Genomic DNA, 23,727 nt, shown 5'->3' with positions numbered 1-23,727 from the left:
GGGGACCGATGCAAATCGACACCGATGGCCGCAATCCCTCGCTGGTGCAGTACATCCTGCGCGGAGTCGCGTTTCTGGTGGCGCTGCTGATCCTGTTCACGCTGCTGTTCATGCGGTATCAGGGTGTGTTCACCTCCACCGTTCCGGTCACCGCGAAACTCACCGACGTCGGCGACGGACTGATCACCCAGGCCGACGTCCGCTACAACGGGCTGATCGTCGGATCGGTGAAATCGATCGAACTCAGCGACGAGGTCGGCCCGGGCAACCTCCAGTACAAGAATGTCGACATCGACATCGACCCCGCCCAGGCCGAGGGTATTCCCGCCAACGTCACGGCGCGCACGGTGCCGGCCAACCTGTTCGGCGTCAACTCGGTGCAGTTGGTGCGTCCGGCCGAGGTGAGTTCCGAGCACCTGACGTCCGGAGATGTCATCCCCGCCGATGAATCGCTGCCCACGCTGAAACTCCAGGACGCACAGAACGAACTGCGTATCTTGCTGCGCGCGGTGCCGCCGGAGGATCTCGCGTCGGTACTCGGGGTCATCGCCGATGCCCTCGAGGGCGGCGGTGCGATCTTCGGTGCGTTCGTGCCGCTGCTCGACAACTACTGGAAGACCATCAACGCCCAGTTCCCGCCCGGTGCCCCCGGCGGATTCGACAACTTCGACAACGCAGTACGCGGACTGTCGGAGTCGACGCCGGAATTGTTGGACACCCTGGGTCGCAGCGTCATCCCGGCGATGACCATCGCCGAGAAGCAGCAGGACCTCACTGCGATGCTCTCGGCAGGTCAGGGCCTGCTCGACGAGACACAGGCGCTGTTCGCCGCCAACGGGGACAGTGGCAAGACGGTCGTCCGCGATCTCAACCGCACCATCGGCGCCGCCGTGCTGGAGCCGGAGTCGCTCCCGCAGGGCCTCGAGGCACTCAACAACCTCGCCGCGCGGGTGCTGACCGTATTCACCGGTGTCAACGGTCATCCCCAGCTCAACATCGGCGTGAACTTCGGTGCCTTCCAGCGCTACACCCGGCAGAACTGCCCGGTCTACAACGCGGGCAAGTACGGCACCATGCGGGGACCGAACTGTGTGGGCCCGGGCACCGGTACCGGACCGACGAGTTCGGGACCATTGCTGATCTATCCCTCCGACGGGATGCGCCGCGCCGCCCAGACCTTCGGCGCGGTGAGCACCTCGTCGGACAACCTGACCCTGGCCGAGGCGTTGAAGCGCCAACCGACCACCGCCGACACCTTGATGCTCGGGCCCCTCGTGCAGTCCTCGACCATCGAGCCGGGCGGAGCTGGGCAGGGTGAATCCGACCGGGGTGAATCCGACCAGGGCGAGGGAGGCGACCGATGAGTCACGGCCAATCCAGTATCCGCAAGCCGCTCATCGGTTTCTCGATCTTCGCAGTCATCGCGGTGCTGTTGACCTACATCATCTATTCCACCCTCGAACGAGCGCTACCGGGAGAGACCGAGTCGTACACCACCTATTTCAACGACGCATCCGGGCTGGCCTCCGGCGACGATGTCCGCATGGCGGGGGTCCGGGTCGGTCGGGTGTCCGGCCTCTCGTTGGACGACGGGCGTGCCCGCGTCACCTTCGAGGTGCAGACCGACCAGACGGTGTTCACCAACACCAAGGCTGCCATCCGATATCAGAACCTGATCGGCCAACGGTATGTGTCGCTGACCCTGGTGCCCGACGAGCCCAGCACACCGTTGGCCCCCGGTGCGACCCTGCAGCAACCGTCGGAGGATTCTTTCGACGTCACCAAACTGCTCGCCGGTTTCCAGCCCGTCTTCGAGACGCTCGATCCCGACCAGGTGAATGCACTGTCGGAGGGCCTGGTCCAGGCCTTCCAGGGAAATGCCGTCTCGTTGAGCTACACCGTTGCCGAAGTCGGGAAGGTGGCCGAAGACATGGCCAACCGCGACGCGGTGATCGGCGCGATCATCGACAACCTCAGCGGTGTGATGCGTGATCTCTCGTTGCAGGGGAACCAGGTGAGCACGGTGATCGACAGCATCGGCACACTCATCGAGAACCTCAACACCAACTCGGCCGCTTTCGGTCAGTCTGTGTCGCAGATCGGGGAGACCGCAACCGGTTTCGGGGATGTGCTGGCGCAGAGCCGCTCGTCGTTGTCTGCCGCCGCGAGCAACGCGCGCGCCGCCACCGACACGCTCATCAGCAACGGCGCGAAACTCGACAACATGGCTCGTCAGTTGCCGATCTTCCTCGGCCATTTCCCGCTCGTGCAGGGACAGGGCGCATATCTGAACATCTACGCCTGCGATCTCGACATCGCCATCGGTGACGTTCTGTTCCCTCCGGGGATCATCAACAAGATCGGCGGGACCCAACACTCGGAGGTGTGCCGATGAGTAGGTGGCGCAACCATTTCGGTGAGAACCGGCGCATGTGGTACGGGGCGATCGGCGCTGTGGTGATCGTGTTGTTGATCCTCGGGGTGGTGGGGCTCGCGCAGGCCCACCTCGGCCAGAAGACCTACGTGGGCGAGTTCGCCCAGGCCGGCGGGATTCGTCCCGGGGACAAGGTTCGGGTGGCGGGTATCGACGTCGGCGAGGTCAGTGACACCGAACTCGCCGGCAATCAGGTCGATGTCACGATGAAGGTGGATCGCGACGTCGACGTCACCGCCAACGGATCGGCGGAAATCAAGATGTCGACACTGCTCGGACAACGCTACGTCGATGTGTCGCTGGGTGATTCACCCGAGCTCCTCGACGGTGACCGGATCACCGATACCCGGGTGCCCTATGACCTGCAGCAGACGATCGAGGAGGGGACACCGATCATCGCCGGCATCGACGATGTGGAACTGTCCGAAAGCATCCGGACGCTGAACCGGCAATTGGCGGGAGCGCCGGCGGTGACCAAACCGACTCTCGACTCCCTGACGGCGATGTCGAAGATCATCACGAACCGTCGCGACCAGATCAATCAGTTGGTCGCCGACACCGAGAAGGTGACCGCGATCGTCGACGACAGCCAGGCACAGTTGTCGATCATCGTCGGACAGGGCCAGCAGTTGGCCGAGAAGATCGCTGCGCGTGAGGCATTGGTGACCCGGATGCTCGACGGAATCGCCGAGCTCACCGAGCAGGCACGCGCGGTGGCGCAGGAGAACGGCAATCAGTTCGCGCCGATCATGGCCAACCTCAACACGATGACGCAGGGGCTGGAGAAGAACCGCGAGAACCTCCGCAAGATGCTGGAGATCCTGCCGGTGACAGCTCGCGTCACCAACAACACCATGGGTGACGGGCCCTACGCGAACGGATATCTGCCGTGGGGCATCTTCCCGGACAACTGGCTGTGTGCGGCGCGGGTGGTGGACGGATGCTGAGAGGCCACAGAATGCGCCGTTCGCTGGCGCTCACCGGCGTCTCGTTGTTCGCCGTGCTCGGGTTGTCGGGGTGTTCGCTGATCCCGGCGTCCTGGAACGCCGCATTCGGATCGGCGATCGAGGCCGTCGCGTACTTCGATGACGTGTCCGGCCTCTACGAAGGCAACGACGTCGCTGTGCTGGGTATGCCGGTGGGCCAGGTGACATCGGTGCAGGAACAGGGCAGTCGGGTGAAGGTGACCTTCACCGTCGACAAGGATGTTCCCGTGCCCGCAGATGCGACCGCGGCCATCGTGAACACCTCCATCGTGACGACGCGGCACATCGAGCTGTCGCCGGCCTACACCGAGGGGCCCGAGCTCACCGACGGAGGGGTCATCGCCGAAACCAAGAGTCCGGTGTCGGTGGGTGAGTTGTTCGATTCGATCGACCGACTGATGGCATCGCTGTCAGGTGACGCGCCGGGGGAGGGACCGATCGCCGACATGATCGACATCACCTCGGGTATCACCAGCGGCAACGGCGAGCGGATGCGGGTGGCCCTCGACGAGCTCGGCCAGGCCGCCGAGGTGGCCTCGGGCAACGGGGATGCACTCGTCGACATCATCCGGACGGTCCAGGCGCTCACCACGACGCTGGTGGACAACTATCCGAAGATGACCGCGTTCTCCAACTCCATCAATGACGTGGCGGTCATGCTACGCAGACAAGCGCCCGGGCTCCAGGCCACCTTGGCCGACGTCAACGCCGTGCTGGAGAACACGTCGGTCTTCCTGCAGAACAACTCCGGCACGATCAGTTCGTCGACGGGCCGGCTCGCCGCGCTGACCGCCAACCTGAGCGACTTCTCCCGGCAGGTGGTCGAGACCATCGACCTCGCGCCGCTGTTGTTCCAGAACCTCAGCAACTCGGTCTCGGCCGAGCAGGGGGCGTGGCGCGCGCAGGTTCTGCTCGACAAGTCGCTGATCGACACCGAGTTGGTCTCCACGTTCTGCCAGGCGATCAACCTGCAGAAGAACGGTTGCCGTACCGGTCAACTCAAGGACTTCGGTCCCGACCTCGGGGTGTTCTCGGCGATGCTGGAGCTGACGAAATGACCGGCCGCGAGCAGGTGCGCCCCTACCGGGCCGTGCGCGGTGCGCGTCGCCGGCGGCGACCCGGCCGTCGTTGGGTGGTGGCGGTCACCGCCGCCGCGATGCTGGCGATGTCGGGATGCGGCGTGGTGCCGGGTCTCACCGTCGAGCAGATCCCGCTACCCGCACCCGGCGGGATCGGCGATTCGATCGAGCTGACCGCCGATTTCGACAATGCGCTGAATCTGCCGACCCGAGCGAAGGTGAAACTCAACGGCATGAACGTGGGGCAGGTGTCGGAGATCGAGGCGGAGAACTACACCGCGATCGTCACCATGCAGGTCGGCGCCGCGACGCAACTTCCGGTCGGTACCGGCGCCGAACTACGGCAGGCCACCCCGCTCGGCGACGTGTTCGTCGCGTTGCTGCCGCCGCCGGGGACACCGGAGGGCTATCTCGGCGACGGGGACACGCTCACCGGCCCCACGTCGGCGGCGGCGACCGTCGAAGACCTGCTGGTCAGCACCGCGGGCGTCGTCGACAGCGGCTCCCTCAACTCGCTGACGGTGATCCTCACCGAACTGAGCTACGCGGTCTCGCCGAACCCGGACGCGCTGTCGGGGTCGATCGAGGAACTCACCACGGCGATCACCAAATTCAACGAGAATGCGGCCCGCGTCGACGAATCGATGCGCGCCACCCAGGTGCTGACCGGTCAGCTCGCGGCCGGTCGCGCCCAGATCATGGCATCGATCAACAAACTCGGGCCGGCCGTGGACGCGGTGAACGGCCAGATCGGCCAGATCCTGACCACCCTGGACAAGACCAATCAGGTCACCGCGGCGACCAACGACTTCCTGAACTCCGACGGCGACAACCTCGTCGAGTTGTTGGCGAATCTGAACACGGCGCTGGCCGGTCTGCGCGAAGGTGCCAAGACACTCGGCCCGCTCGCCGACAACCTGGCCGTCCTCACCCCGAAATGGGTGCAGGCCACGCCGGGCAGTGCGGCGGCGTTGTCGTCGAAGGTGTACTACCTCAACCCTGGTGTGGGATTCGACGCGGCAACGCGGCTGCCCGAACTCGAAGACGTCGACTCGGCGTCGGAGTCGTTGCAGCAGACGCTGACCCGATTGTTGGCACGTCTGAGCGGAACGAAGGGGTGCTGCGGATGAGCGCGGTGACCGGTCCGATCACCTGGGTGCGCAAACACTCGATCGTGGTCGGCAACATCGGCTTGATCCTGGTGATGCTGGTGGGTCTGGCATATCTGTCGTTCGGTGCGTTGCGCTGGGACCCGTTCCGGGGCACCTACCAGCTGACCGTGCATTTCCCGAACTCCGGCGGATTGCAGGAGACCTCGGGGGTCACGCTGCGCGGAGCCCGGATCGGTGACGTGCAACAGATCCGCGTGCAGCCCGAATCGGTGGACGTCACGGTGGAGATCGCCGAGGACGTGCAGATCAATCGCAACGCCGTGGTGGCCGCGCTCGGCCTGTCCGCTGCCGGTGAGCAGTACGTGGACTTCCAGCCGGCCACCGCCGACGGCCCGTACTTCGTGAACGGTGATGAGATCGACATCAATCAGACCCGTGTCACCGCCCCGTTCCCGCAGACCCTCGAGTTGACGCTGAACGTCGTCGATCAGATCGACCCGGTGGAGTTGCGGTCGGCGATCGACAACCTGGAGGTCGGGCTCGGGGCGGACGGGACCGGTGACAACGTCCTCCAGTCGCTGTTCGTCTCCGGCGGAACGATCTTCGCCGACCTGGCCCGGGTGCTGCCGCAGACCACGAAACTGATCTCGGACACCGGCACCATCCTGAAGACGACTGCCGACATCCAGCCCGACCTGGGTACCACGGTCGACTCGATGAGCACGATCGTCAACGCCGCCGTGGCCGCCGACAAGGAGTTGCGGTTGTTGCTCGATCGGGGGCCGACGCAGCTGACGAGTCTGACCGGTTCGATGAACCAGATCCGCGACCCGATCACCGATGTCATGCAGCAGTTGGTCGACATCGCGCGCCAGGGCGCCTTACGCGCGCCGGCGATCGCCAATCTACTGCCGTCGATCCGGGACGCCAGTGTCAAGAGTCTGAGCATGTTCCACGACGGTGCATGGTGGGCGTTCGGTTCGGTTTATCCGCGGCCCAGCTGCAACTACGCAGTGACGCCGGTGCGCCCGACCAAGATCCTGGAACTCAGCGTCCCGACCAATCTGTACTGTGTCACTGAAGATCCGAATCAGCAGATCCGTGGCTCGGCGAATGCGCCGCGCCCACCTGGTGACGACACCGCCGGTCCGCCGCCGAATTTCGATCCGAACGCGCGGACCGTGCCGCTCGACAAATGACGTGAAGAGTAGGGATGACCGAGCAGGACAAGCCGACCGACGACGCTGAGAACACCACCGGAGAGGACACCACCGGGGCGACCGCGCCGGATACCGATTCCGGTGATGCCGAGGCCGCTGCGCCCACCCCACGACCGCGGACCAAGGCGGCCCGCAATCGCTCGGCCGGTTCGGGTTCGTCGGACCCGGCGCGCCGCGAGAGCCCGGAGACCGACACCGCGCCCGGCGCGGCAGTGTCCGGCGCGGCAGTGTCCGGTTCGTCGGGTCAGAAGTCGTCGCAACCCCGTCAGATCTCGCTCACCTTCACCACTGCGGGCCTGACGAAGGTGCTCGCGGCCGTGGTGGCGATAGCGGCCGTCGTGGGGGTGGCCCTGCTCGGCTGGGGCTACTACCAGGAGCGGCAGCGACTCGACGCGTTCGACGCCAGCAAGGCCGCCTCCGAGGAGTTCGTGACGAAGCTCGTCGGCACGATGACCAAGGACGGCGTCGGCAGCATGAAAGAGCTGCTCGGCCCGTTGTCGACCGGTGAGTTCCGTGAGCATCTCGAACAGCAACAGTCCGACACCGCCGAGGCCGTCGAGCAACTCAACCTGCAGGATGCCCAGTCGACGGTGAAGTCGGTGTCGGTGGAGACCTTCGACACCGACTCCGCTCGCACGGCGGTGCTGATGGAGGTCAGCGGGAAAAGTGCGATCGCGCCCGAGGGCGGCAAGAGTCTGATGCTGTTGTGGCTCGATCTCCGCGAGGAGGACGGTCGATGGCTGGTCTCCGAACTCAGTGGCGCGCAGGCCGGTATCGGCGAGGAGCAGGGCGGCGCGAACGGCACGCCGCAGGAACCGGCGGCACCGGCCCCCTCGCCCGCCCCAGGCGGCTGACGTCGCGTCGACCGGAGCGGGGGCCGGGGATTCAGTCGGCTCGGGCCAGCAGCCCGACGCCGTGGAATGCGGTGATCTCGGACAGCGCGACGGGTTCGGCGCCGGCGATCTCGTGGTCGGGCGCGAGCGCGTCGAGCCACCTGCCGGCGGGAAGGGTGAGGTTTGTCGTCTTGCCGCCTGCCTCGGACAGGCTGTGGGTGAGACGGGTCGCGACCACGACCACCTCGGCGCGACCTCCGGCACCGCGCGCGAAAGCGATCACGTGGTCGGCTCCCCGTCCGTCGGCATGGAGCGGGGTGTAGTCGCTACCGGCGCCGAACGCTGCGGCATGGCGGGTGCGGACCCCCAGCGCCGCCCGGATCAACTGAGCCTTCGGATGTTCCGTCGGTCGGTCGTGATCGACCGGACGGCGATTGTCCGGGTCCACCAGTGAGTCGTCCCACCACTGAGTGCCCTGATAGATGTCCCCGACGCCGGGTCCGAGCAGTGCGATCAGCTTGCGGCCCAACGCCTCCGTCCGCCAGCTCGCGGCGATCTCGGCGACCAGCGCCGAGATCTTCTGTGCCGCTTCGCCGGTGGTGATCGCGGCGATCCAGGCGGCGAGTGCGGATTCGAAGTCGTCGTCGACCTCGGTCCAGGTGGTACGCAGCCCGGATTCCCGGGCCGCCTTGGTCGCGTACTCGGTGATGCGGGTACGCAAAGTGTCGTCCACGGAGCCGTCGACGGGCCATACCCCGATGATGTTCTGCAGCAGAAAGTATCCGGTGAGATCGTCGGGCGGCGGAGTCGATCGCCAAAGCGTGTCGACCACCATCGACCAGCGTTCGGGTACCTGGGACAGCACCGCGATGCGGGCGCGCACATCTTCGCCGCGTTTCGTGTCGTGGGTGGAGGTTGCCGTCATCGCCCACGGCCACTCGCGGTTGCGGTGGAGGTTGTGGGCGTGGAACTCCCGCACACTCACCGTGGGATCGGCCGGATCACCGCCCACCTCCTGCGCCGACACCAGCCGGGCCGTGCGATAGAAGAGGCTGTCCTCGACGCTCTTCGCGGTCACCGCACCACAGGTCTGCGCCAACCGCGAGGTCGCCGCACCCGGACTCGCGGTGGTGCGGATCACGAGATCCAGCGCCGGCGCGAGACGCGGAATCCGCACGGCGATGGCCGAAGCCACCCGCTCGAGCCGGGCGCGCAGCGACGGATAGTCGGCGCGGTAGACGCCGAGGTCGGCGATGAGTTCGGCAGTGGCCTCGGCAACGGCTGCCGCGTCCGCAGACGGGTCGGAGTGGGTGATCGCCCGCACCAGCCGGCGGTGTTCGGTGGGAAACATCTCACGCAGCGTGGTCAGCTTGCGCGTTCGCTCGGCATGATGCAGCCAGTCGCCGTCCCCGGGCTGCCCGGTCAATCGTTCATGGATCTCGCCGAGTTCGACGATCCCGCTCGGTGCGGTGAACACCCCGTCGATGATGCGCAGCTGATCGTAGCCGGTCGTGCCGTCCACCGGCAGCGTCGGTTCCAGCGGTTCGTCGGCGGCCAGGATCTTCTCGATGTAGAGCAGTCGACGCTCGCCGAGGTCACTGCGCAGTCTGCGCAGATACGACTGCGGATCCCAGAGCCCGTCGGGATGATCCACGCGCACACCGTCGATCAGGTCCTCATCCACCAGGTCGAGCAGCCATCCGTGAGTCGCGCTGTAGACCGCCGGTTCCTCCTGCCGCAGCCCGGCGAGTTCGTTGACGGTGAAGAACCTGCGGTAGCCGATCAGGCCGCTGTCCCAGGGCACCAGGCGGTAGTGCTGGCGCTCGTGCACCGCGATCGGATCGCCGGAGGTGGCCGACCCCGGTGTGACGGGGAAGACGTGGTCGTAGTAGCGCAGATGACCGTCGGTCACGGCGAGCGGGGACAGGTCCCCGTCGGCCGCGAGGACGGGCAGCGCGATCTTGCCGTCGGCCCCGTTGTCGCTGGAGAAGTCCACATCGAACCACGAGGCGTAGCGGGAGGCGGAACCGTAGCGCAGCAGATCGCCGAACCACGGGTTCTGCGTGACGTCGGCGACCCCGGTGTGATTGGGGACGATGTCGACGATCAGTCCGAGTCCCACCGCACGTGCCGCACTGCGCAGTTCACGCAGCCCGTCGAGACCACCGAGCTCCGGTGCCACCACCGGCGGCGGCACCCAGTCGTAACCGTGGGTCGATCCGGCCGTGGCCCTTCCGATCGGGGACAGATAGAGATGACTGACCCCGAGGGACACGAGATGGTCGAGGATCCCGATGACCTCGGCGAAACCGAAATCAGGTGTGAGCTGGACCCGGTAGGTGGCCACGGGTTCACGCAGTCCGCCGACCCCGAGAGGCGAGGGAGTGGTCATCGCCGTCGACTCACGCCACCCTGCGCAGGACCAGTACGGAGCGCGCGCCGACGGTCACCGTGGAGTGGGCGGTGGCCGTCAGGTCGCTGTCACCGGTCGGATGTGTGGTGTCGAGTTCCCCGACCCATTCCAGCCCCCACGATGACGGTGGCAGGGTGAAGTCGATGTCACCGTCGTGGGCATTGAAACAGATGACGAAACTGTCGTCGACGATCTTCTCGCCGCGCTCATCGGGCTCGCCGATGCCGTCGCCGTTGAAGTACACCGCGAGGCTGCGGCCGAACCCGCTGTCCCAGTCCTCGGCCGTCATCTCCTGCCCGGCGGGGGTCAGCCAGACGATGTCGAGGGCTTGGTGGCCCCACCGGATCGGCTTGCCGGCGAAGAAGCGCCGTCGGCGGAACACGGGGTGGCGGGTGCGCAGGTTGATCGCCTTGCGGGTGAAATCGAGCAGGTCGGCGTTCTTCTCGGCCAACGCCCAATCCATCCAGGCCAATTCCGAATCCTGGCAGTACACGTTGTTGTTGCCCTGCTGGGTGCGCCCGAGTTCGTCGCCGTGGGCCAGCATGGGCGTGCCCTGGGACAGGAACAACGTCGCCAGGATGTTGCGTTGCTGGCGGCCGCGTAGCGCGAGGACGTCCGGGTCGTCGGTCGGCCCCTCCACCCCACAGTTCCACGAGCGGTTGTGACTTTCTCCGTCGCGGTTGTCCTCGCCGTTGGCTGCGTTGTGTTTCTCGTTGTAGGACACCAGATCCCGCAGCGTGAAGCCATCGTGGGCGATCACGAAGTTGATACTGGCCAACGGACGTCGACCGGTGGCCTCGTAGAGGTCCGAGGACCCGGTGAGTCGGGAGGCGAACTCACCGAGTGTGGCCGGTTCCCCGCGCCAGTAGTCGCGGACCGTGTCGCGGTACTTGCCGTTCCATTCCGTCCACAGTGGCGGGAAATTGCCGACCTGGTAGCCGCCCTCGCCGACATCCCAGGGCTCGGCGATCAGCTTCACCTGGCTGACCACCGGATCCTGTTGCACCAGGTCGAAGAACGCCGACAGCCGGTCCACGTCATGGAGTTCGCGGGCGAGGGTCGAGGCGAGGTCGAAACGGAAGCCGTCGACATGCATCTCGAGTACCCAGTAGCGCAACGAGTCCATGATCAACTGCAGGGTGTGCGGATGGCGTCCGTTGAGGCTGTTGCCCGTTCCGGTGTAGTCCATGTACATCTCGGGATTACCGTCCACGAGACGGTAATAGGCGGCGTTGTCGATGCCGCGGAACGAGATCGTGGGTCCCAGGTGGTTGCCCTCGGCGGTGTGGTTGTAGACGACGTCGAGGATCACCTCGATGCCGGCGCGGTGGAACTCGCGCACCATGGCCTTGAACTCGGTCACCGCAGACGCCGGCTGCTCGGGCTGTGAGGCGTACTCCAGGTGCGGCGCGAGGAAGCCGAACGTGTTGTAGCCCCAGTAGTTTCGCAGTCCCTTGTCTCTCAGGACGAAGTCCTGCATGAACTGGTGCACCGGCATCAGTTCGATGGCGGTGATGCCCAGGGATTTCAGGTGCTCGATGATGACCGGGTGGCACAGGCCGGCGTAGGTGCCGCGCAGGTGTTCGGGGACGTCGGGATGGGTGGCGGTCATGCCCTTGACGTGCGCCTCGTAGATGACCGTCTGGTGGTAGGGATGGCGCGGCTGTCGATCGTTCTGCCAGTCGAAGTACGGATTGATGACCACCGAGACCATGGTGTGGCCGAGCGAGTCCAGTTGCGGCATGTCGGTGGGATGCGACGACGCCATCGGCACACTCGGGGTGGCGGTACCGGTCACCGCGGGACTCGGTTCGCCGGCGGTGGCCCGGACCGGATCGGTCTGGGCGGGGCTGCGGTCGTCCGGTGTTGTCGCGTCCACGCCGGTGTCCGGCGCCTCGTCGGCGGCGTCGTCGGCCTCGTGCGTGCCCGGGGCCGCCGCGTCCGTGGGCGCCGCATCATCGACCTGTTCGTCGGTGGGTTGCTCGGCGTCCGAGGTGTTGTCGGCGGGATCGGCCATCGCGTACGAGAACAACGCCGGGTTGCCGTCGAAATCTCCGTGGAAGGCTTTGCCGTAGGGGTCGAGGAGCAGCTTGCTCGGGTCGCAGCGCAAGCCGTGGGCGGGGTCGTATGGGCCGTGTACGCGGAATCCGTAGAACTGCCCTGGACCGATGTTGGGGAGATAGCAGTGCCAGCAATACCCGTCGACCTCTTCGAGACGGATGCGTTGCTCGACTCCCGAGGCGTCGATCAGGCAGAGATCGACCGCGGTCGCGATCTCGGAGAAGAGTGAGAAGTTGGTTCCCACACCGTCATAGGTGGCGCCCAGCGGGTAGGCGTTCCCGGGCCAGACGACGAAAGGTGCCGACTCCGTGGTGGTGGGCGGCCAGGTGTCCGGGGCGGGGATGTCGACCATCTCCGCGGGATCAGGTGTGTCCCGTTGATCCGCGTCGGGGGCCGGCGACGGGGTCATCTCGGCCTTCGGCGATTCCATGAGATGACACTAGCCGCGAACCGTCGGCCGTACATCTCGGAGCGACCGGGCGCCGGTGTGGTGTCGGCGACTCTCACGGCGCGGGCGGACCCGTCCACGGTGCGGCCTCGGCCATCTGCCGTCCCAGCTCATCGGTGAGGCTGCGCACATAGGTGGCGCTGAGATGGTGCCAATCCTTGTAGACCACGATGTTGCCCACGATCGCGGGACACAGTTCGTCGTCACACACTCCGTCGGAGAGGTCGAGGGCATGGAAGTCCGGGCGGGTGGCGGCCAGGGCCCGGGCCGGGTCCTCGGGAGCGAGGGCGACACTGCGCCGGGTGGCGCAGCTGGTCGCGGTACCGCCGTCGGCCAGGCACGTCGGCGTGTCGATCAACCCCTTGGCGTTGTGCGGCCACGGCGTGTCGCGGATGCCGAACACCTCGATGCCGGCATCCAGGAACTCGTCGAAGATGGGCGGGTAGGTGGGCGGCACCCAGTCCCCGGGCTGGTAGTCGCGCGGTCGGGTCGAGTTGGTGAACACCGCAGTGGGGTTGTCGGCGATGACCTTGTCCATCACTCGCATCACCCAGTCGTGGCATTGCGGGTAGGGCACGCCGTCCTGCTTCGGGACCAGTTCGGTGGACATGGGGCAGCCCATCTTGAGGTACGTCGTGACCTTGAAGTGGTTCCGTCGGCCGAGTTCGTCGAGCGCCGAGATCCACATCTCGGCGTGCGACCCGCCGATCAGGGCGATGGTCTCGGTGGCGGTCGGGTCACCGTAGACGCCGACGTGGATCGCGGGGTCCTCGAAGTTGCTCATGTATCCGTCGGTGGAGGTCTCCGGGAAGTCCTGCGTGACCATCAGCGGCGACGGCTGCGGGTCGACCGCGGGGACCGGCCACCCCTCCAGTAGCGCGCGGGCCCCCGGGTAGGTGCGCGGGTCCAGGTTCTTGGTGTCCACCACCATGGTGGACACGTGGCGGTCCCAGACCTTGATGCCGATGCCGGTCACCAGCGTGCCGACCACCAGGATCGATGTCACCACCGAGGTGTAGGTGAGCCAGCGCAGCCGACCGTCGCGGCGCGCATGTGCGGGTTCGGCTCGACCACCGCGCAGCGGATCCTCGATGTAGCGCTTGGTGAGCCAGGCCAGGCCGATCGACACCGCGAGCAGCCCGACACCTTCGAGCACGCTCGCATGGTTCTTGCCCCGCCAGGTCAGGTAGAAGATCAGCAGCGGCCAGTGCCACAGGTACAGCGCGTAGGCGATGCTGCCCAGCCACACCGGCCACCGGCTGGCGAGCATGCGGTTGACCGGGGGTAACCCCTGTGGGCCGTCGGCGCCCGGCCGCGGGCGCTCCAGCGCGGTCGCCCCCGCCCAGATGATCAGCAGCGTCGAGCCGACCGGGACCAGCGCCCACGGCCCCGGATAGGCGTTCACGCCGTCGATCCACCAGCCACAGGTCACGATGAGGGTCAGCGCGACGACCGCGGCAACCGTCCGAATCCACCGCGGCACCCGCCAGCTCGGTAGCCAGATCGCGAGCAGTCCACCGGCGAGCGGCTCCCAGACGCGGGAGAAGGTGTCGTAGTAGTTGAACTGCTGGTTGACCCCCATCCGCATGTGCGCCCAGTAGAACGACACCAGCGCCACCGCCAGCACGGCCACCCCGACGAGCACGCGGAGCACCCGTGGTTCGGCCACCGGCGCGAGGAATCGCGCACCCACTTTGATGACAGAAGCGAACGCGAGCGCGACCAGCAGGGTGAGCAGGAAGAACTGGCCCTGCACCGACATCGACCAGATGTGCTGCAACGGGCTGTTCGCCGAACTCGCGGCCAGATAATCCTGGGAATTGAAGGCCAGATGCCAGTTCTGGTAGTAGAGCGCGCTGGCAATGAGTTCGCGTCCGATGCTCACCCAGCGTGTCTGCGGGATCACGATGACCGTCAGGACCGCGACCGCGATCAGCACTGTGAACAGTGCCGGGATCAGGCGGCGCAACAACCGTTTGAGGCGCGGCCACGGGTTGATGGTGTCTCGGAGCGTGACGTGTGCGGACTGGCTGTGGATGGCGTGCCGCAGTAGCGAGCCGAGGAAGAAGTAGCCGGACAGGGCCAGGAACACATCCACACCGCCGGAGACCCGGCCGAACCAGATGTGGAAGCAGGCGACCAGAGCGATCGCGATGCCGCGCAGACCGTCGAGGTCGGTGCGGTACGCGGGCACGTTGTCCGCCGGTGCCGGACTGGCCGGGGTGGCGGTATGGGCGGGGGCTGCCACTACCTGGGTGCGTCTTTCTCTACTCGGTTGGCCATCACGGCCGGGTCGGCGCAAACGGACCCGGCCGGTGGTCACCACGTGGTACGAGCCGTAGGTCCGCTCAGCAATTTACATGCCGTGGCCGGGAGATCCCGATTCGGCGCGGCGTGCCGACGCGAGTGTCGCACCGGGGCTGACCTTTACTTTTCTTTACCCTGCCGCGCGCCGGTGGTCGCGGACAGACGTTCGGCGCGCAGCCGGGCGCCGTCGAGGATCACGCTCAGTCCGTCGAGGAACTCTCCGGTGAAGTCGCGTCCCGACGGACCGAGCACCTGCAGTCGTTCCATCTGGGACCGGGTCTGTTCCTCGATCGTCAGCCCGATGGTCAGCTGACACACGGCCGTGGCGACAGCCTGGGCATCTCGGTCGGACAGTCCCCCCTCGTGTGCGACAAACGCCAGCTGCGCCGCGATGGTCCGGGCCGACAGACCGCTGGCCCAGCTCGACGACACGATCTCGGCGCTGTCGGGTACGTCGAGTAGCGCCGCGCGCAGGCCCGTTGCGAGATGCGCGAGACGCTCGTCCCATCCGAGGGCGTCCGGCGCCGGCGGGATCTGTCCGAGGATGTCGTCCGACAGCGCGGCCAGCAGGGTCTGCTTGTTGGGGAAGTGCCAGTACAGGGCGTTCGGGCGGACGCCGAGGTCGGCGGCCAGCCGCCGCATCGACAGGTCGGCCAGGCTGTGTTCGGTGAGGATGTCCCGGGCCGCCCGCAGGACGTCGGCACGACTGTTGCTCACCGGCCCAGGATAAGCGCCTGTACGCCGTCCAGGAAAGCCTGTACAGTGTCCAGGAAGATTTGGTCCTGTACACCGTTCAGGGCCACCGTACCGGGCGCGTCCGCGCGCGTCGGCAGAACCGTGAGGATGGTCAAGGCGTGGACGAGGCCACGATCAGCCGGATCGATGCCGAGCACATCTGGCATCCGTACGGCGCGATGCCGGCGGCAGTGGCGCCGATCGTCGTGCGTGGGGCGCAGGGGGTGCGGATCGAACTGGCCGACGGTCGGCGGGTGGTCGACGGGATGAGTTCCTGGTGGGCGGCCATCCACGGATACCGGCATCCGGTACTCGACGCGGCGCTCGCCGAGCAGGCTGCCTCGATGTCGCACGTGATGTTCGGCGGTCTGACCCACGAGCCCGCAGCGCGACTGGCCCAGCTGCTTGTCGAGATCACCCCGGCCGACCTGCGCAAGGTCTTCTTCAGTGACTCCGGGTCGGTGTCGGTGGAGGTGGCGGTCAAGATGGCCGTACAGTACTGGCGCAGTCGCGGCGAACACCGACGCACCCGGATGCTGACCTGGCGTGGCGGCTACCACGGTGACACGTTCGCACCGATGAGTGTGTGCGATCCCGAGGGCGGCATGCACGCGATGTGGTCCGACGTCCTCACCGAGCAGGTGTTCGTGCCGCCGCCGCCGCGCGACTTCGACGAGAAGTACGTCGCGGTCCTCGAGTCGGCGATCAACGAGCACCGCGAACAACTCGCGGCCGTCATCGTCGAGCCCGTCGTCCAGGGTGCCGGTGGCATGCGATTCCACGATCCGCGATATCTGAGCGAACTGCGGCGGATCTGCGATCGGGAGGGTGTGCTGCTGATCTTCGACGAGATCGCCACCGGATTCGGGCGCACCGGCGAACTGTTCGCTGCCCACCACGCCGACGTGACCCCCGACATCATGTGTCTGGGCAAGGCGTTGACCGGCGGCTACCTGACACTGGCGGCCACCATGTGTACCACCGAGATCGCCGAGGTGATCAGTGCCGGGGAGGCGGGCGGGCTCGCCCACGGACCGACCTTCATGGCCAACCCGCTCGCCTGTGCTGTCGCCGTTGCATCCGTCGAGGCGTTGCTGGCCTCCGATTGGCGTGCCCGGGTGGCATCCATCGAGTCCGGTCTGCGCGAGGGCCTCGGCGACCTCGCAGGCAGGTCGGGCGTCGCCGAGGTCCGGGTCCGTGGCGCGATCGGCGTCGTCGAACTCGACCGCCCCGTCGACATGGGCGCCGCCACGGCCGCGGCCATCGACGCCGGGGTCTGGCTGCGGCCCTTCCGCAACAACGTCTACGTGATGCCGCCGTTCATCTGCACCGACGACGACATCGCCACCATCTGCGGTGGTGTGCGTGCCGCCGTCGAGGCGTGCCTGTCCGTCGACCTCGCCCTGTCCGCAGGTCTCGCCCGGGAATGAGGATCTGATGACCACCACCGAAGTCACTGCCACCGGTATCGCAGCCGTGGACGCCGAGCCGAGCGTCGCGACGCCCGCCGACGGGCAGGTCGCGCTCGGCTGGCTCGCCGAGGAGGCGGCGCGACTGCGCGCCGCCGGGCTGCATCGGGAGCCCGTCGTCCGGCGTACCGACAGTCCCATGGTCGATCTCGCCTCCAACGACTATCTCGGGCTGTGCGCGCACCCCGACGTCATCGCCGGTGGTCAGGCGGCGCTGGCGCACTGGGGGGCCGGTGCCACCGCCTCTCGGTTGGTGGTCGGGACCACCGAGGCCCACGTCGAACTCGAGAACGACCTCGCCGACTTCCTCGGATTCCCGTCCGCGCTGGCCTTCTCGTCGGGGTACCTGGCCAACGTCGGCGCCATCACCGCACTGGCCGGGCGCGGTGACCTGATCGTCAGTGACACCGGTACCCATGCATCGCTCATCGACGGTTGCCGGCTCTCGCGGGCGCGGGTCGTCGTGACCGACCGCGGCGATCACCGGGCCGTCCGCGAGGCCCTACGTGCTCGCACCGAGCAGCGGGCGCTGGTGGTGACCGACTCCGTGTACAGCATCGACGGCGAGCCGGCCCCGATAGCCGAACTCCATGCCGTCGCCCGCGAGTGCGGCGCGGCACTGCTGGTGGACGAGGCGCATGCGTTGGGCGTGCGTGGACCCGGTGGGCGTGGCCTCATCGCCGAACTCGGACTGTCCGGCGCTCCCGACCTGATCATGACCACGGTGCTGTCGAAGTCGATGGGCGCGCAGGGCGGTGTGGTTCTCGGACCCGACCAGTTGCGGTCGCATCTCGTCGATCGGGCACGCACCTTCATCTTCGACACCGGCCTCGCCCCGGCTGCGGTGGGCGCGGCGCATGCGGCGCTGCGGCTGCTGCGCGCCGATCCCGCGATGCCGGTCCGGCTGCGCGACAATGCTGCGCGACTGGCCCGGGCGATCGGCGCACCGCCGCCCGCGGCGGCTGTCGTCTCGCTGATCGTCGGCGATCCGCATGCCGCCGTGGCCGCCGCCGGGCACTGTCGTGAGCAGGGTGTGCTGGTCGGGTGTTTCCGTCCCCCGTCGGTACCGGTGGGCACCTCGCGGCTGCGGCTCACCGTGCGCGCCGATCTCGATGACGCGACGATCGATCGGGTCGCGCAGGTCGTGTCCGACGCCTTGACCAGCGTGGGTGTGCGGTGACGGCGTCGTCGGGCCGGTTGCTGGCGGTGGCGGGCACCTCCACCGACGTCGGCAAGACGGTCGTCACCGCAGCGCTGGTCGCCTCGGCGCGCGCCGCCGGTCTGGCGCCGGCCGTATGCAAACCCGCCCAGACCGGTGTCGGCCCCGGTGCGCCGGGTGACCTGGCCGTGATCGAGAACCTCGCGGGGGCGGTCACCACCGCCGAGTGCGCGCGGTATCCGGATCCACTCGCGCCGGAGACCGCTGCGCGGCTGTCCGGGATGCCGCCGCTCGATCGCACCACCGCGCGCGTCGCTGTCGACCGACTGGCGCGAGCCCATGAGATGACCTTCATCGAAGGTGCCGGCGGAGTACTGGTCCGGCTGGCGCCGGATCTCACACTGCTCGACCTGTGCGCCGATGTCGGCGCACCTGTCGTGGTGGTGGTGCCGGCGGGTCTCGGGGCCCTCAATCACGCCGAGCTCACCGTCGGCGCCGTCCGCGCCCACGGTCTGCGCGTCGCCGGTCTGGTCATCGGTTCCTGGCCGGCCGATCCCGATCTCGCCATGCGCTGCAACCGAGACGATCTCCCGCGGCTCACCGGCACGCCCGTCGTGGGGGTGATCCCGGCCGGCGCCGGTGCCCTCGGACAGGCGGAGTTCAGCCGCCGCGCCCCGTCCTGGTTCGACCGGGACTGGCTGGCCCGAGAACTCGCCCCCACCGCGCCGACGGCAACCACCTTCGCGCCGACAGCAACCTGATTTCCGCCGACGGCAACCACACCGACATCCGAACCACAGCCCAACCAAGGAGTTCTCCCATGACCCAGGCACCCGTCGCCCCCGGCGCTTCCCAGTCGCAGACCGCCGACGACATCCTCGCCATCGCCCGTGAGCAGGTACTCGAGCAGGGGCGGGCGCTCGACCAGGCGCAGGTGCTCGAGGTGTTGCAGCTCGGTGACGACCGCCTCACCGAGCTGCTGCAGCTCGCACACGACGTGCGGATGCGCTGGTGCGGCCCGGAGGTCGAGGTGGAAGGCATCATCTCGCTCAAGACCGGCGGCTGCCCCGAGGACTGCCACTTCTGTTCGCAGTCGGGCCTGTTCGCCTCGCCGGTGCGTAGCGCCTGGATCGACATCCCATCGCTGGTCGAGGCGGCGAAGCAGACCGCCAAGACCGGCGCGACCGAGTTCTGCATCGTCGCAGCCGTGCGCGGTCCGGACAAGCGACTGCTCAGCCAGGTCGCCGCGGGCATCGAGGCCATCCGCAACGAGGTCGACATCCAGATCGCCTGCAGCCTGGGCATGCTCACCCAGGAACAGGTCGACGAGCTCAAGGACATGGGCGTGCACCGCTACAACCACAACCTCGAGACCGCGCGCAGCCATTTCCCCAACGTGGTGACCACGCACTCCTGGGAAGAGCGGTGGGACACCCTGCGCATGGTGCGCGACGCCGGCATGGAGGTGTGCTGCGGCGGCATCCTCGGCATGGGCGAGAGCCTCGAGCAGCGGGCCGAATTCGCTTCGGACCTGGCGGCACTGGAACCCGACGAGGTGCCCCTGAACTTCCTCAACCCGCGACCCGGCACCCCCTTCGGCGACCTCGACGTCCTCCCGGCGTCCGAGGCGTTGAAGTCGGTGGCCGCGTTCCGTCTGGCGCTGCCGCGCACCATCCTGCGCTTCGCCGGCGGGCGGGAGATCACCCTCGGTGATCTCGGCGCCAAACAGGGAATCCTGGGTGGCATCAACGCCGTCATCGTCGGCAACTACCTCACCACTCTCGGGCGGCCGGCCGAGGAGGACCTCGATCTCCTGAGCGATCTGTCGATGCCCATCAAGGCACTCAACGACAGCATCTAGGCTCGAACAGGTGACCATGTCGATGACGAATCCGGGTTCGGCGGCGACGCCATCACCCTCGTACTCCACCCTCGAGGTGCCCGGCCCGCTCGCGCAGCCCTGCCGATTCGGTGTCTACACCGGACTCGAACTGGAACTCCAGGCGGACGACGCGATACCGGCGGCCGCCCGGCTGGGGCTGGAGCCGCCGAGGTTCTGCGGGCAGTGTGGCCGGCGCATGGTGGTGCAGGTGCGGCCGGATGGCTGGAGCGCGCGCTGTTCGCGGCACGGGACGGTCGACTCGACCGAACTGGGACAACGATGACCGAGCCGGCGCCGGTCGTCTCCGACGACCTGCCCGCCGGATCGATCGGCCCCCGGGCCGTCAAGCGTTCGGTGTCCGGGCTCATCGCGGTGGCCGTCGCCGTGGTGTTGCTGGGGATCGTCCTGGGCGCGGTGTGGGCGGTGGTGACCCCGGCTCTGCGTGGGCGGGTCGTGTCGGCGGAATCCGCCGTCGTGCCGGCCACTGCGTTCGGTTCGGAGTTCGCGGCCGTGGGCACCTTTGCGTTGCTGCTCTTCGGCTACGGCGTGGGGTCGGTGGTCATCGGCTGGACTGCTGCTCGATCTTGGCGCGGCCCAACGGGTTTCGGAGTGCTCGCGGTCGCCACCACGGTGGGTTCGTTGGTCGCGGCCGTCGTCGGCATCTGGGTGGCCGACTGGCGTTTCGGCGACCCGCGCGCCCTGCCCATCGGCGCGACCTTCGAGGTGGTGCCCGACCTCTGGCTCGACGGTGCGGTGCGTGGGGGTGTGGGCGGTCCGTGGGTGCTGTTCGCCTGCGCGCCGCTGTCCGCGGCCCTGGTCTACCTGGGCGCCGCGCTCGCATCCCGCACCGCCGACCTCGGTGTCGGCGACCTCCCGACGACGATTGCGCCGGGCTGATTCGACGAGGTCAGACCGTCGTCCGGGCGCTCGGAATCTCGGCCCCGGAGACCGCATCGGCGAGCAATTCCACCGGCACCTCCAGTGACCGACCGAGCGCCACCACCGTGGCGAACGACGGGGTCAGCAGTCGGCCGCCCTCGATCTTGCGGAGCGTCTCCGGCGAGATGCCCGCACCTTCGGCGACGTCGGCCACCGTCCGTTCGCCACGGCATTCGCGCAGCACTGCGCCGAGACGGCGTCCCGCGGCGATCTGCGTCGGGGTCAACGGTGCACGAACCATGTGTCCAGAGTAGCCGCGCCCGGCCGCTGTGCTGGACTGGTATGAAAATACCGAAACTTCTCGCTACTGTGGTATTTAAATACCTGCCACCGGGGCGACGGTGGTGTGCGAGAGGACTATTGTGATCGAACTGAAGTCGCGCCAGGAGATCGCCGCGATGCGAACCACCGGTGGGTTCATCGCGGACCTGCTCGACGACCTGGCGGCGCGGGCCGAATCCGGTGTCAATCTGCTCGATCTCGAGATGCGGGCTCGTGAGCTCATCCACCGGCGCGGCGCGGTGTCGTGCTACTGGGACTACGCGCCGTCCTTCGGGCGGGGGCCGTTCCGCAACGTGATCTGCTTGTCCCTCAACGATGCAGTGCTGCACGGCCTTCCGTATGACTGTGAACTCGCCGACGGCGACGTGCTGAGTATGGACATCGCCGTCGCGATCGACGGCTGGGTGGCCGACTCGGCGCGCACCGTGATCGTGGGTGCCGCCCGCGACGAGGACGCTATTCTCGTCGAGACGACGCAGCTGGCTTTGGCCGCCGGGATCGACGCCGCTCGCCCGGGCAACCGGCTCGGCGACATCTCGGCGGCGATCGGGAGGGTCTGCACCTCTCGTGGCTTCCCGGTCAACACCGAGTTCGGTGGGCACGGGCTCGGTCGCACCATGCACGAGGATCCGCATGTGCCGAACCTGGGTCGCCCCGGCACGGGGCTGCCGCTGCGCCCCGGTCTCACCCTGGCGCTGGAACCCTGGCTGGCCCAGACCACGTCGCGGATCGTCTACGATCCGGACGGCTGGACGATCCGGTCGGCCGACGGGTCCCGCACCTCGCACAGTGAGCACACGATCGCGGTCACCGAGGGCGCCGCGGCGGTACTGACCCTGCCGTCGTGAACGTCGGTCACATCGGCGGCCGCAGCGTCGCGAACTCGTCGGTGACACGTAACCGATTGTCTGCGAAGGCATACAGCGCAGGCGGCCGACCGCCCGACCGTCCGGTCTTGCCGACGGTTCCGGTGGCGACCACCACGGCCCGTCGGCTCAGGATGCGTAGCAGGTTAGTGGTGTCCACCGGATAACCCAAAGCGGCACAATAGATCTCCGACAGCTGTGACATCGGGAACCGGCTCGGGGCGAGTGCGAAGGCGATGTTGGTGTAGGAGAGTTTCGCGGCCAGTCGGTGGCGCGCGGCGTCCACGATCTGATCGTGGTCGTAGGCGAGGGTGGGCAGGTCGTCGACGGCGTGCCACGCGGAATCCTCCGCCAGTTCGGTCGGGGCATCGGTGGGCACCAGCGCGAGATAGGTCGAGGCGATGGTGCGGATGCCCGGAACCCGGTCGGGGTCGGAGAACACCGCGAGCTGTTCGAGATGGGCGATCCTGGTGATCTCCACGGTGTCGCCGACGGCGCGCCGGGCGCTGATGTCCAGCGGCGCATCGGGCGCGACCGCGCCGCCGGGTAGGCGCCACCGGCCTCCGCTGCCGGCCAACAGCACGCACAGCGCCGGATCGGCGTCGGCGGCGATCTCGCGAACCTGGAACACCGCGGTCAATGTCTCGACCTCGACGGACACCCCGCCGGTCGGGGGAGAACTCGGCGGAGGCGTCGACATGGCGTCGATTGTAGGGCGGCATCGCCCCGGTAACCCGTGACCGCCGCCGCGACGGCTCAGAGCTCGTCGAGCGAGATGATCCCGTCCTGGATGGCGCGCGCGGCCAGGGACGCCTTGGTCCGCGCGGTGCGGTCCACCGCGGTGTACTTGGCGCGGATTCGGGTCAGGTGGGTGTTGACCGTGCCGATCGAGATCGACAGTTCATCGGCGACCGCGATCTTCGAGTCGGTCAGCAACCAGGTCCGCATCACCTGGATCTCGCGTTCGGTCAATCCGGGGCGACGACGGGTGGCCGTCTCGGACACCGGCTGCGCCGGCCTGTGCGCCGGGGTAGGTGCCGGCGTGGCGACCGGGGCCGCGACAGGTCGGTGGACGGTGGTGTCAGAGCCGCCGACAAGGCGCATGGTGCCCCGTGCGCGGGGATCGTCGAGTGGGCGACGCACTGTAGCGGGGTGTTGCGGATGGGACTGCGCGGGCTGTCCGGGGAGGGGCATCCGTCGCGCGGCCAGTCGGGCCAACGCGGCCTCCCGTCGTTGCGTGGCGGCGTCGGCACGGCGACTCGCCGGATTCGGTGTCCGCGGGGGCAGGGCCGGGCGCGGCGAAGTGGACAATGCGTCGGACGGGGAAACGGTCATCACGCTGCTCGCAATCTTCTTTACGGCCCGTCTGACCAGGGTGTTTGTGACCTGACCTGAACGGATGAGTGGTACACCGTCGACGCTAGGTTTCGCCTGAGCGGATGAAACGCGTAGTCGACTACTCGAATAGCCGGAGGGAATGCCGCAGCTGTGACCGGTGTTAC

General features: G+C 67.7%; 21 protein-coding genes. 14 read left to right on the top strand and 7 right to left on the bottom strand.

The window, feature by feature from the left end:
• The first annotated feature begins 8 nt into the window (after positions 1 to 8).
• The 7 genes from NWF22_RS24420 to NWF22_RS24390 are packed head-to-tail and all read left to right on the top strand — an operon-like array spanning position 9 to position 7,685.
• Positions 9 to 1,364, top strand: a complete 1,356-nt coding sequence (locus NWF22_RS24420; RefSeq protein WP_160901190.1) for an MlaD family protein — start codon at positions 9 to 11, stop codon at positions 1,362 to 1,364.
• Positions 1,361 to 2,395 carry an MCE family protein gene (locus NWF22_RS24415; protein WP_160901191.1) on the top strand — a complete coding sequence of 345 codons (1,035 nt, stop codon included), beginning with the start codon at positions 1,361 to 1,363 and terminating at the stop codon, positions 2,393 to 2,395. The genes NWF22_RS24420 and NWF22_RS24415 overlap by 4 nt, the downstream gene beginning before the upstream one ends.
• A complete protein-coding gene (locus tag NWF22_RS24410; protein ID WP_160901192.1) occupies positions 2,392 to 3,381 on the top strand; it encodes an MCE family protein in 990 nt (329 codons plus the stop codon). The genes NWF22_RS24415 and NWF22_RS24410 overlap by 4 nt, the downstream gene beginning before the upstream one ends.
• Positions 3,375 to 4,478 carry an MCE family protein gene (locus NWF22_RS24405; protein WP_160901193.1) on the top strand — a complete coding sequence of 368 codons (1,104 nt, stop codon included), beginning with the start codon at positions 3,375 to 3,377 and terminating at the stop codon, positions 4,476 to 4,478. Before NWF22_RS24410 ends, NWF22_RS24405 begins: the two co-directional genes overlap by 7 nt.
• A complete protein-coding gene (locus tag NWF22_RS24400) occupies positions 4,475 to 5,629 on the top strand; it encodes an MlaD family protein (protein WP_160901194.1) in 1,155 nt (384 codons plus the stop codon). The genes NWF22_RS24405 and NWF22_RS24400 overlap by 4 nt, the downstream gene beginning before the upstream one ends.
• Positions 5,626 to 6,810 (top strand): MlaD family protein, encoded by a 1,185-nt coding sequence (locus NWF22_RS24395; protein ID WP_202398210.1) that lies wholly within the window; start codon positions 5,626 to 5,628, stop codon positions 6,808 to 6,810. The genes NWF22_RS24400 and NWF22_RS24395 overlap by 4 nt, the downstream gene beginning before the upstream one ends.
• Positions 6,811 to 6,824: 14 nt before the next feature.
• The gene (locus NWF22_RS24390; RefSeq protein ID WP_160901195.1) at positions 6,825 to 7,685 is read left to right on the top strand and encodes a hypothetical protein; all 861 of its coding nucleotides are present in this window, start codon (positions 6,825 to 6,827) and stop codon (positions 7,683 to 7,685) included.
• Between the two features lie 31 nt (positions 7,686 to 7,716).
• On the opposite strand, the gene treY is transcribed toward NWF22_RS24390, so the two are convergent.
• The 4 genes from treY to NWF22_RS24370 all read right to left on the bottom strand — a co-directional run bounded on the left by treY (position 7,717) and on the right by NWF22_RS24370 (position 15,610).
• Positions 7,717 to 10,056 carry a malto-oligosyltrehalose synthase gene (gene treY / locus NWF22_RS24385; RefSeq protein ID WP_160901196.1) on the bottom strand — a complete coding sequence of 780 codons (2,340 nt, stop codon included), beginning with the start codon at positions 10,054 to 10,056 and terminating at the stop codon, positions 7,717 to 7,719.
• Between the two features lie 10 nt (positions 10,057 to 10,066).
• Complete coding sequence (glgX, locus tag NWF22_RS24380; RefSeq protein ID WP_160901197.1) at positions 10,067 to 12,568, bottom strand: glycogen debranching protein GlgX; 2,502 nt, start codon at positions 12,566 to 12,568, stop codon at positions 10,067 to 10,069.
• A 73-nt stretch (positions 12,569 to 12,641) separates the two neighbouring features.
• Positions 12,642 to 14,834 carry an acyltransferase family protein gene (locus tag NWF22_RS24375; RefSeq protein ID WP_258321271.1) on the bottom strand — a complete coding sequence of 731 codons (2,193 nt, stop codon included), beginning with the start codon at positions 14,832 to 14,834 and terminating at the stop codon, positions 12,642 to 12,644.
• Positions 14,835 to 15,013: 179 nt separating this feature from the next.
• On the bottom strand, positions 15,014 to 15,610 hold the full coding sequence (locus NWF22_RS24370; protein WP_160901198.1) for a TetR family transcriptional regulator: 597 nt from the start codon (positions 15,608 to 15,610) through the stop codon (positions 15,014 to 15,016).
• 137 nt (positions 15,611 to 15,747) lie between these two features.
• On the opposite strand from NWF22_RS24370, the gene NWF22_RS24365 reads away from it, so the two are divergent.
• From NWF22_RS24365 to NWF22_RS24340, 6 genes are read left to right on the top strand one after another with little or no spacing between them, the layout of a single operon-like run.
• The gene (locus tag NWF22_RS24365) at positions 15,748 to 17,058 is read left to right on the top strand and encodes an adenosylmethionine--8-amino-7-oxononanoate transaminase (protein WP_160901199.1); all 1,311 of its coding nucleotides are present in this window, start codon (positions 15,748 to 15,750) and stop codon (positions 17,056 to 17,058) included.
• A 7-nt stretch (positions 17,059 to 17,065) separates the two neighbouring features.
• The gene (locus NWF22_RS24360) at positions 17,066 to 18,277 is read left to right on the top strand and encodes an 8-amino-7-oxononanoate synthase (protein WP_160901200.1); all 1,212 of its coding nucleotides are present in this window, start codon (positions 17,066 to 17,068) and stop codon (positions 18,275 to 18,277) included.
• Positions 18,274 to 19,017, top strand: a complete 744-nt coding sequence (bioD, locus tag NWF22_RS24355) for a dethiobiotin synthase (RefSeq protein ID WP_160901201.1) — start codon at positions 18,274 to 18,276, stop codon at positions 19,015 to 19,017. Before NWF22_RS24360 ends, bioD begins: the two co-directional genes overlap by 4 nt.
• A gap of 59 nt (positions 19,018 to 19,076) precedes the next feature.
• Positions 19,077 to 20,117: a biotin synthase BioB gene (gene bioB / locus NWF22_RS24350; protein WP_160901202.1), complete on the top strand. Its 1,041-nt coding sequence runs from the start codon at positions 19,077 to 19,079 to the stop codon at positions 20,115 to 20,117.
• Between the two features lie 16 nt (positions 20,118 to 20,133).
• Positions 20,134 to 20,421 carry a biotin synthase auxiliary protein BsaP gene (gene bsaP / locus NWF22_RS24345; protein ID WP_233751012.1) on the top strand — a complete coding sequence of 96 codons (288 nt, stop codon included), beginning with the start codon at positions 20,134 to 20,136 and terminating at the stop codon, positions 20,419 to 20,421.
• Positions 20,418 to 21,035 (top strand): DUF2567 domain-containing protein, encoded by a 618-nt coding sequence (locus NWF22_RS24340; RefSeq protein ID WP_160901203.1) that lies wholly within the window; start codon positions 20,418 to 20,420, stop codon positions 21,033 to 21,035. The genes bsaP and NWF22_RS24340 overlap by 4 nt, the downstream gene beginning before the upstream one ends.
• Before the next feature lie 10 nt (positions 21,036 to 21,045).
• Here the strand turns inward: NWF22_RS24340 and NWF22_RS24335 are convergent, their stop codons facing one another.
• Complete coding sequence (locus NWF22_RS24335) at positions 21,046 to 21,318, bottom strand: helix-turn-helix domain-containing protein (RefSeq protein WP_160901204.1); 273 nt, start codon at positions 21,316 to 21,318, stop codon at positions 21,046 to 21,048.
• 121 nt (positions 21,319 to 21,439) lie between these two features.
• Between NWF22_RS24335 and map the strand changes: the two genes are divergently transcribed.
• Complete coding sequence (gene map, locus NWF22_RS24330; RefSeq protein ID WP_160901205.1) at positions 21,440 to 22,207, top strand: type I methionyl aminopeptidase; 768 nt, start codon at positions 21,440 to 21,442, stop codon at positions 22,205 to 22,207.
• 7 nt (positions 22,208 to 22,214) lie between these two features.
• On the opposite strand, the gene NWF22_RS24325 is transcribed toward map, so the two are convergent.
• Together NWF22_RS24325 and NWF22_RS24320 are read right to left on the bottom strand one after the other, a co-directional pair.
• The gene (locus NWF22_RS24325) at positions 22,215 to 22,925 is read right to left on the bottom strand and encodes an NUDIX hydrolase (RefSeq protein WP_160901206.1); all 711 of its coding nucleotides are present in this window, start codon (positions 22,923 to 22,925) and stop codon (positions 22,215 to 22,217) included.
• Positions 22,926 to 22,981: 56 nt separating this feature from the next.
• On the bottom strand, positions 22,982 to 23,560 hold the full coding sequence (locus NWF22_RS24320) for a helix-turn-helix transcriptional regulator (RefSeq protein WP_160901207.1): 579 nt from the start codon (positions 23,558 to 23,560) through the stop codon (positions 22,982 to 22,984).
• Positions 23,561 to 23,727: the final 167 nt, after the last annotated feature.

The sequence above is a fragment of the Gordonia mangrovi genome, from assembly GCF_024734075.1.
GTDB classification, from domain to species: Bacteria; Actinomycetota; Actinomycetes; order Mycobacteriales; family Mycobacteriaceae; genus Gordonia; species Gordonia mangrovi.
This window is presented reverse-complemented; position numbering and strand designations above follow the sequence as displayed.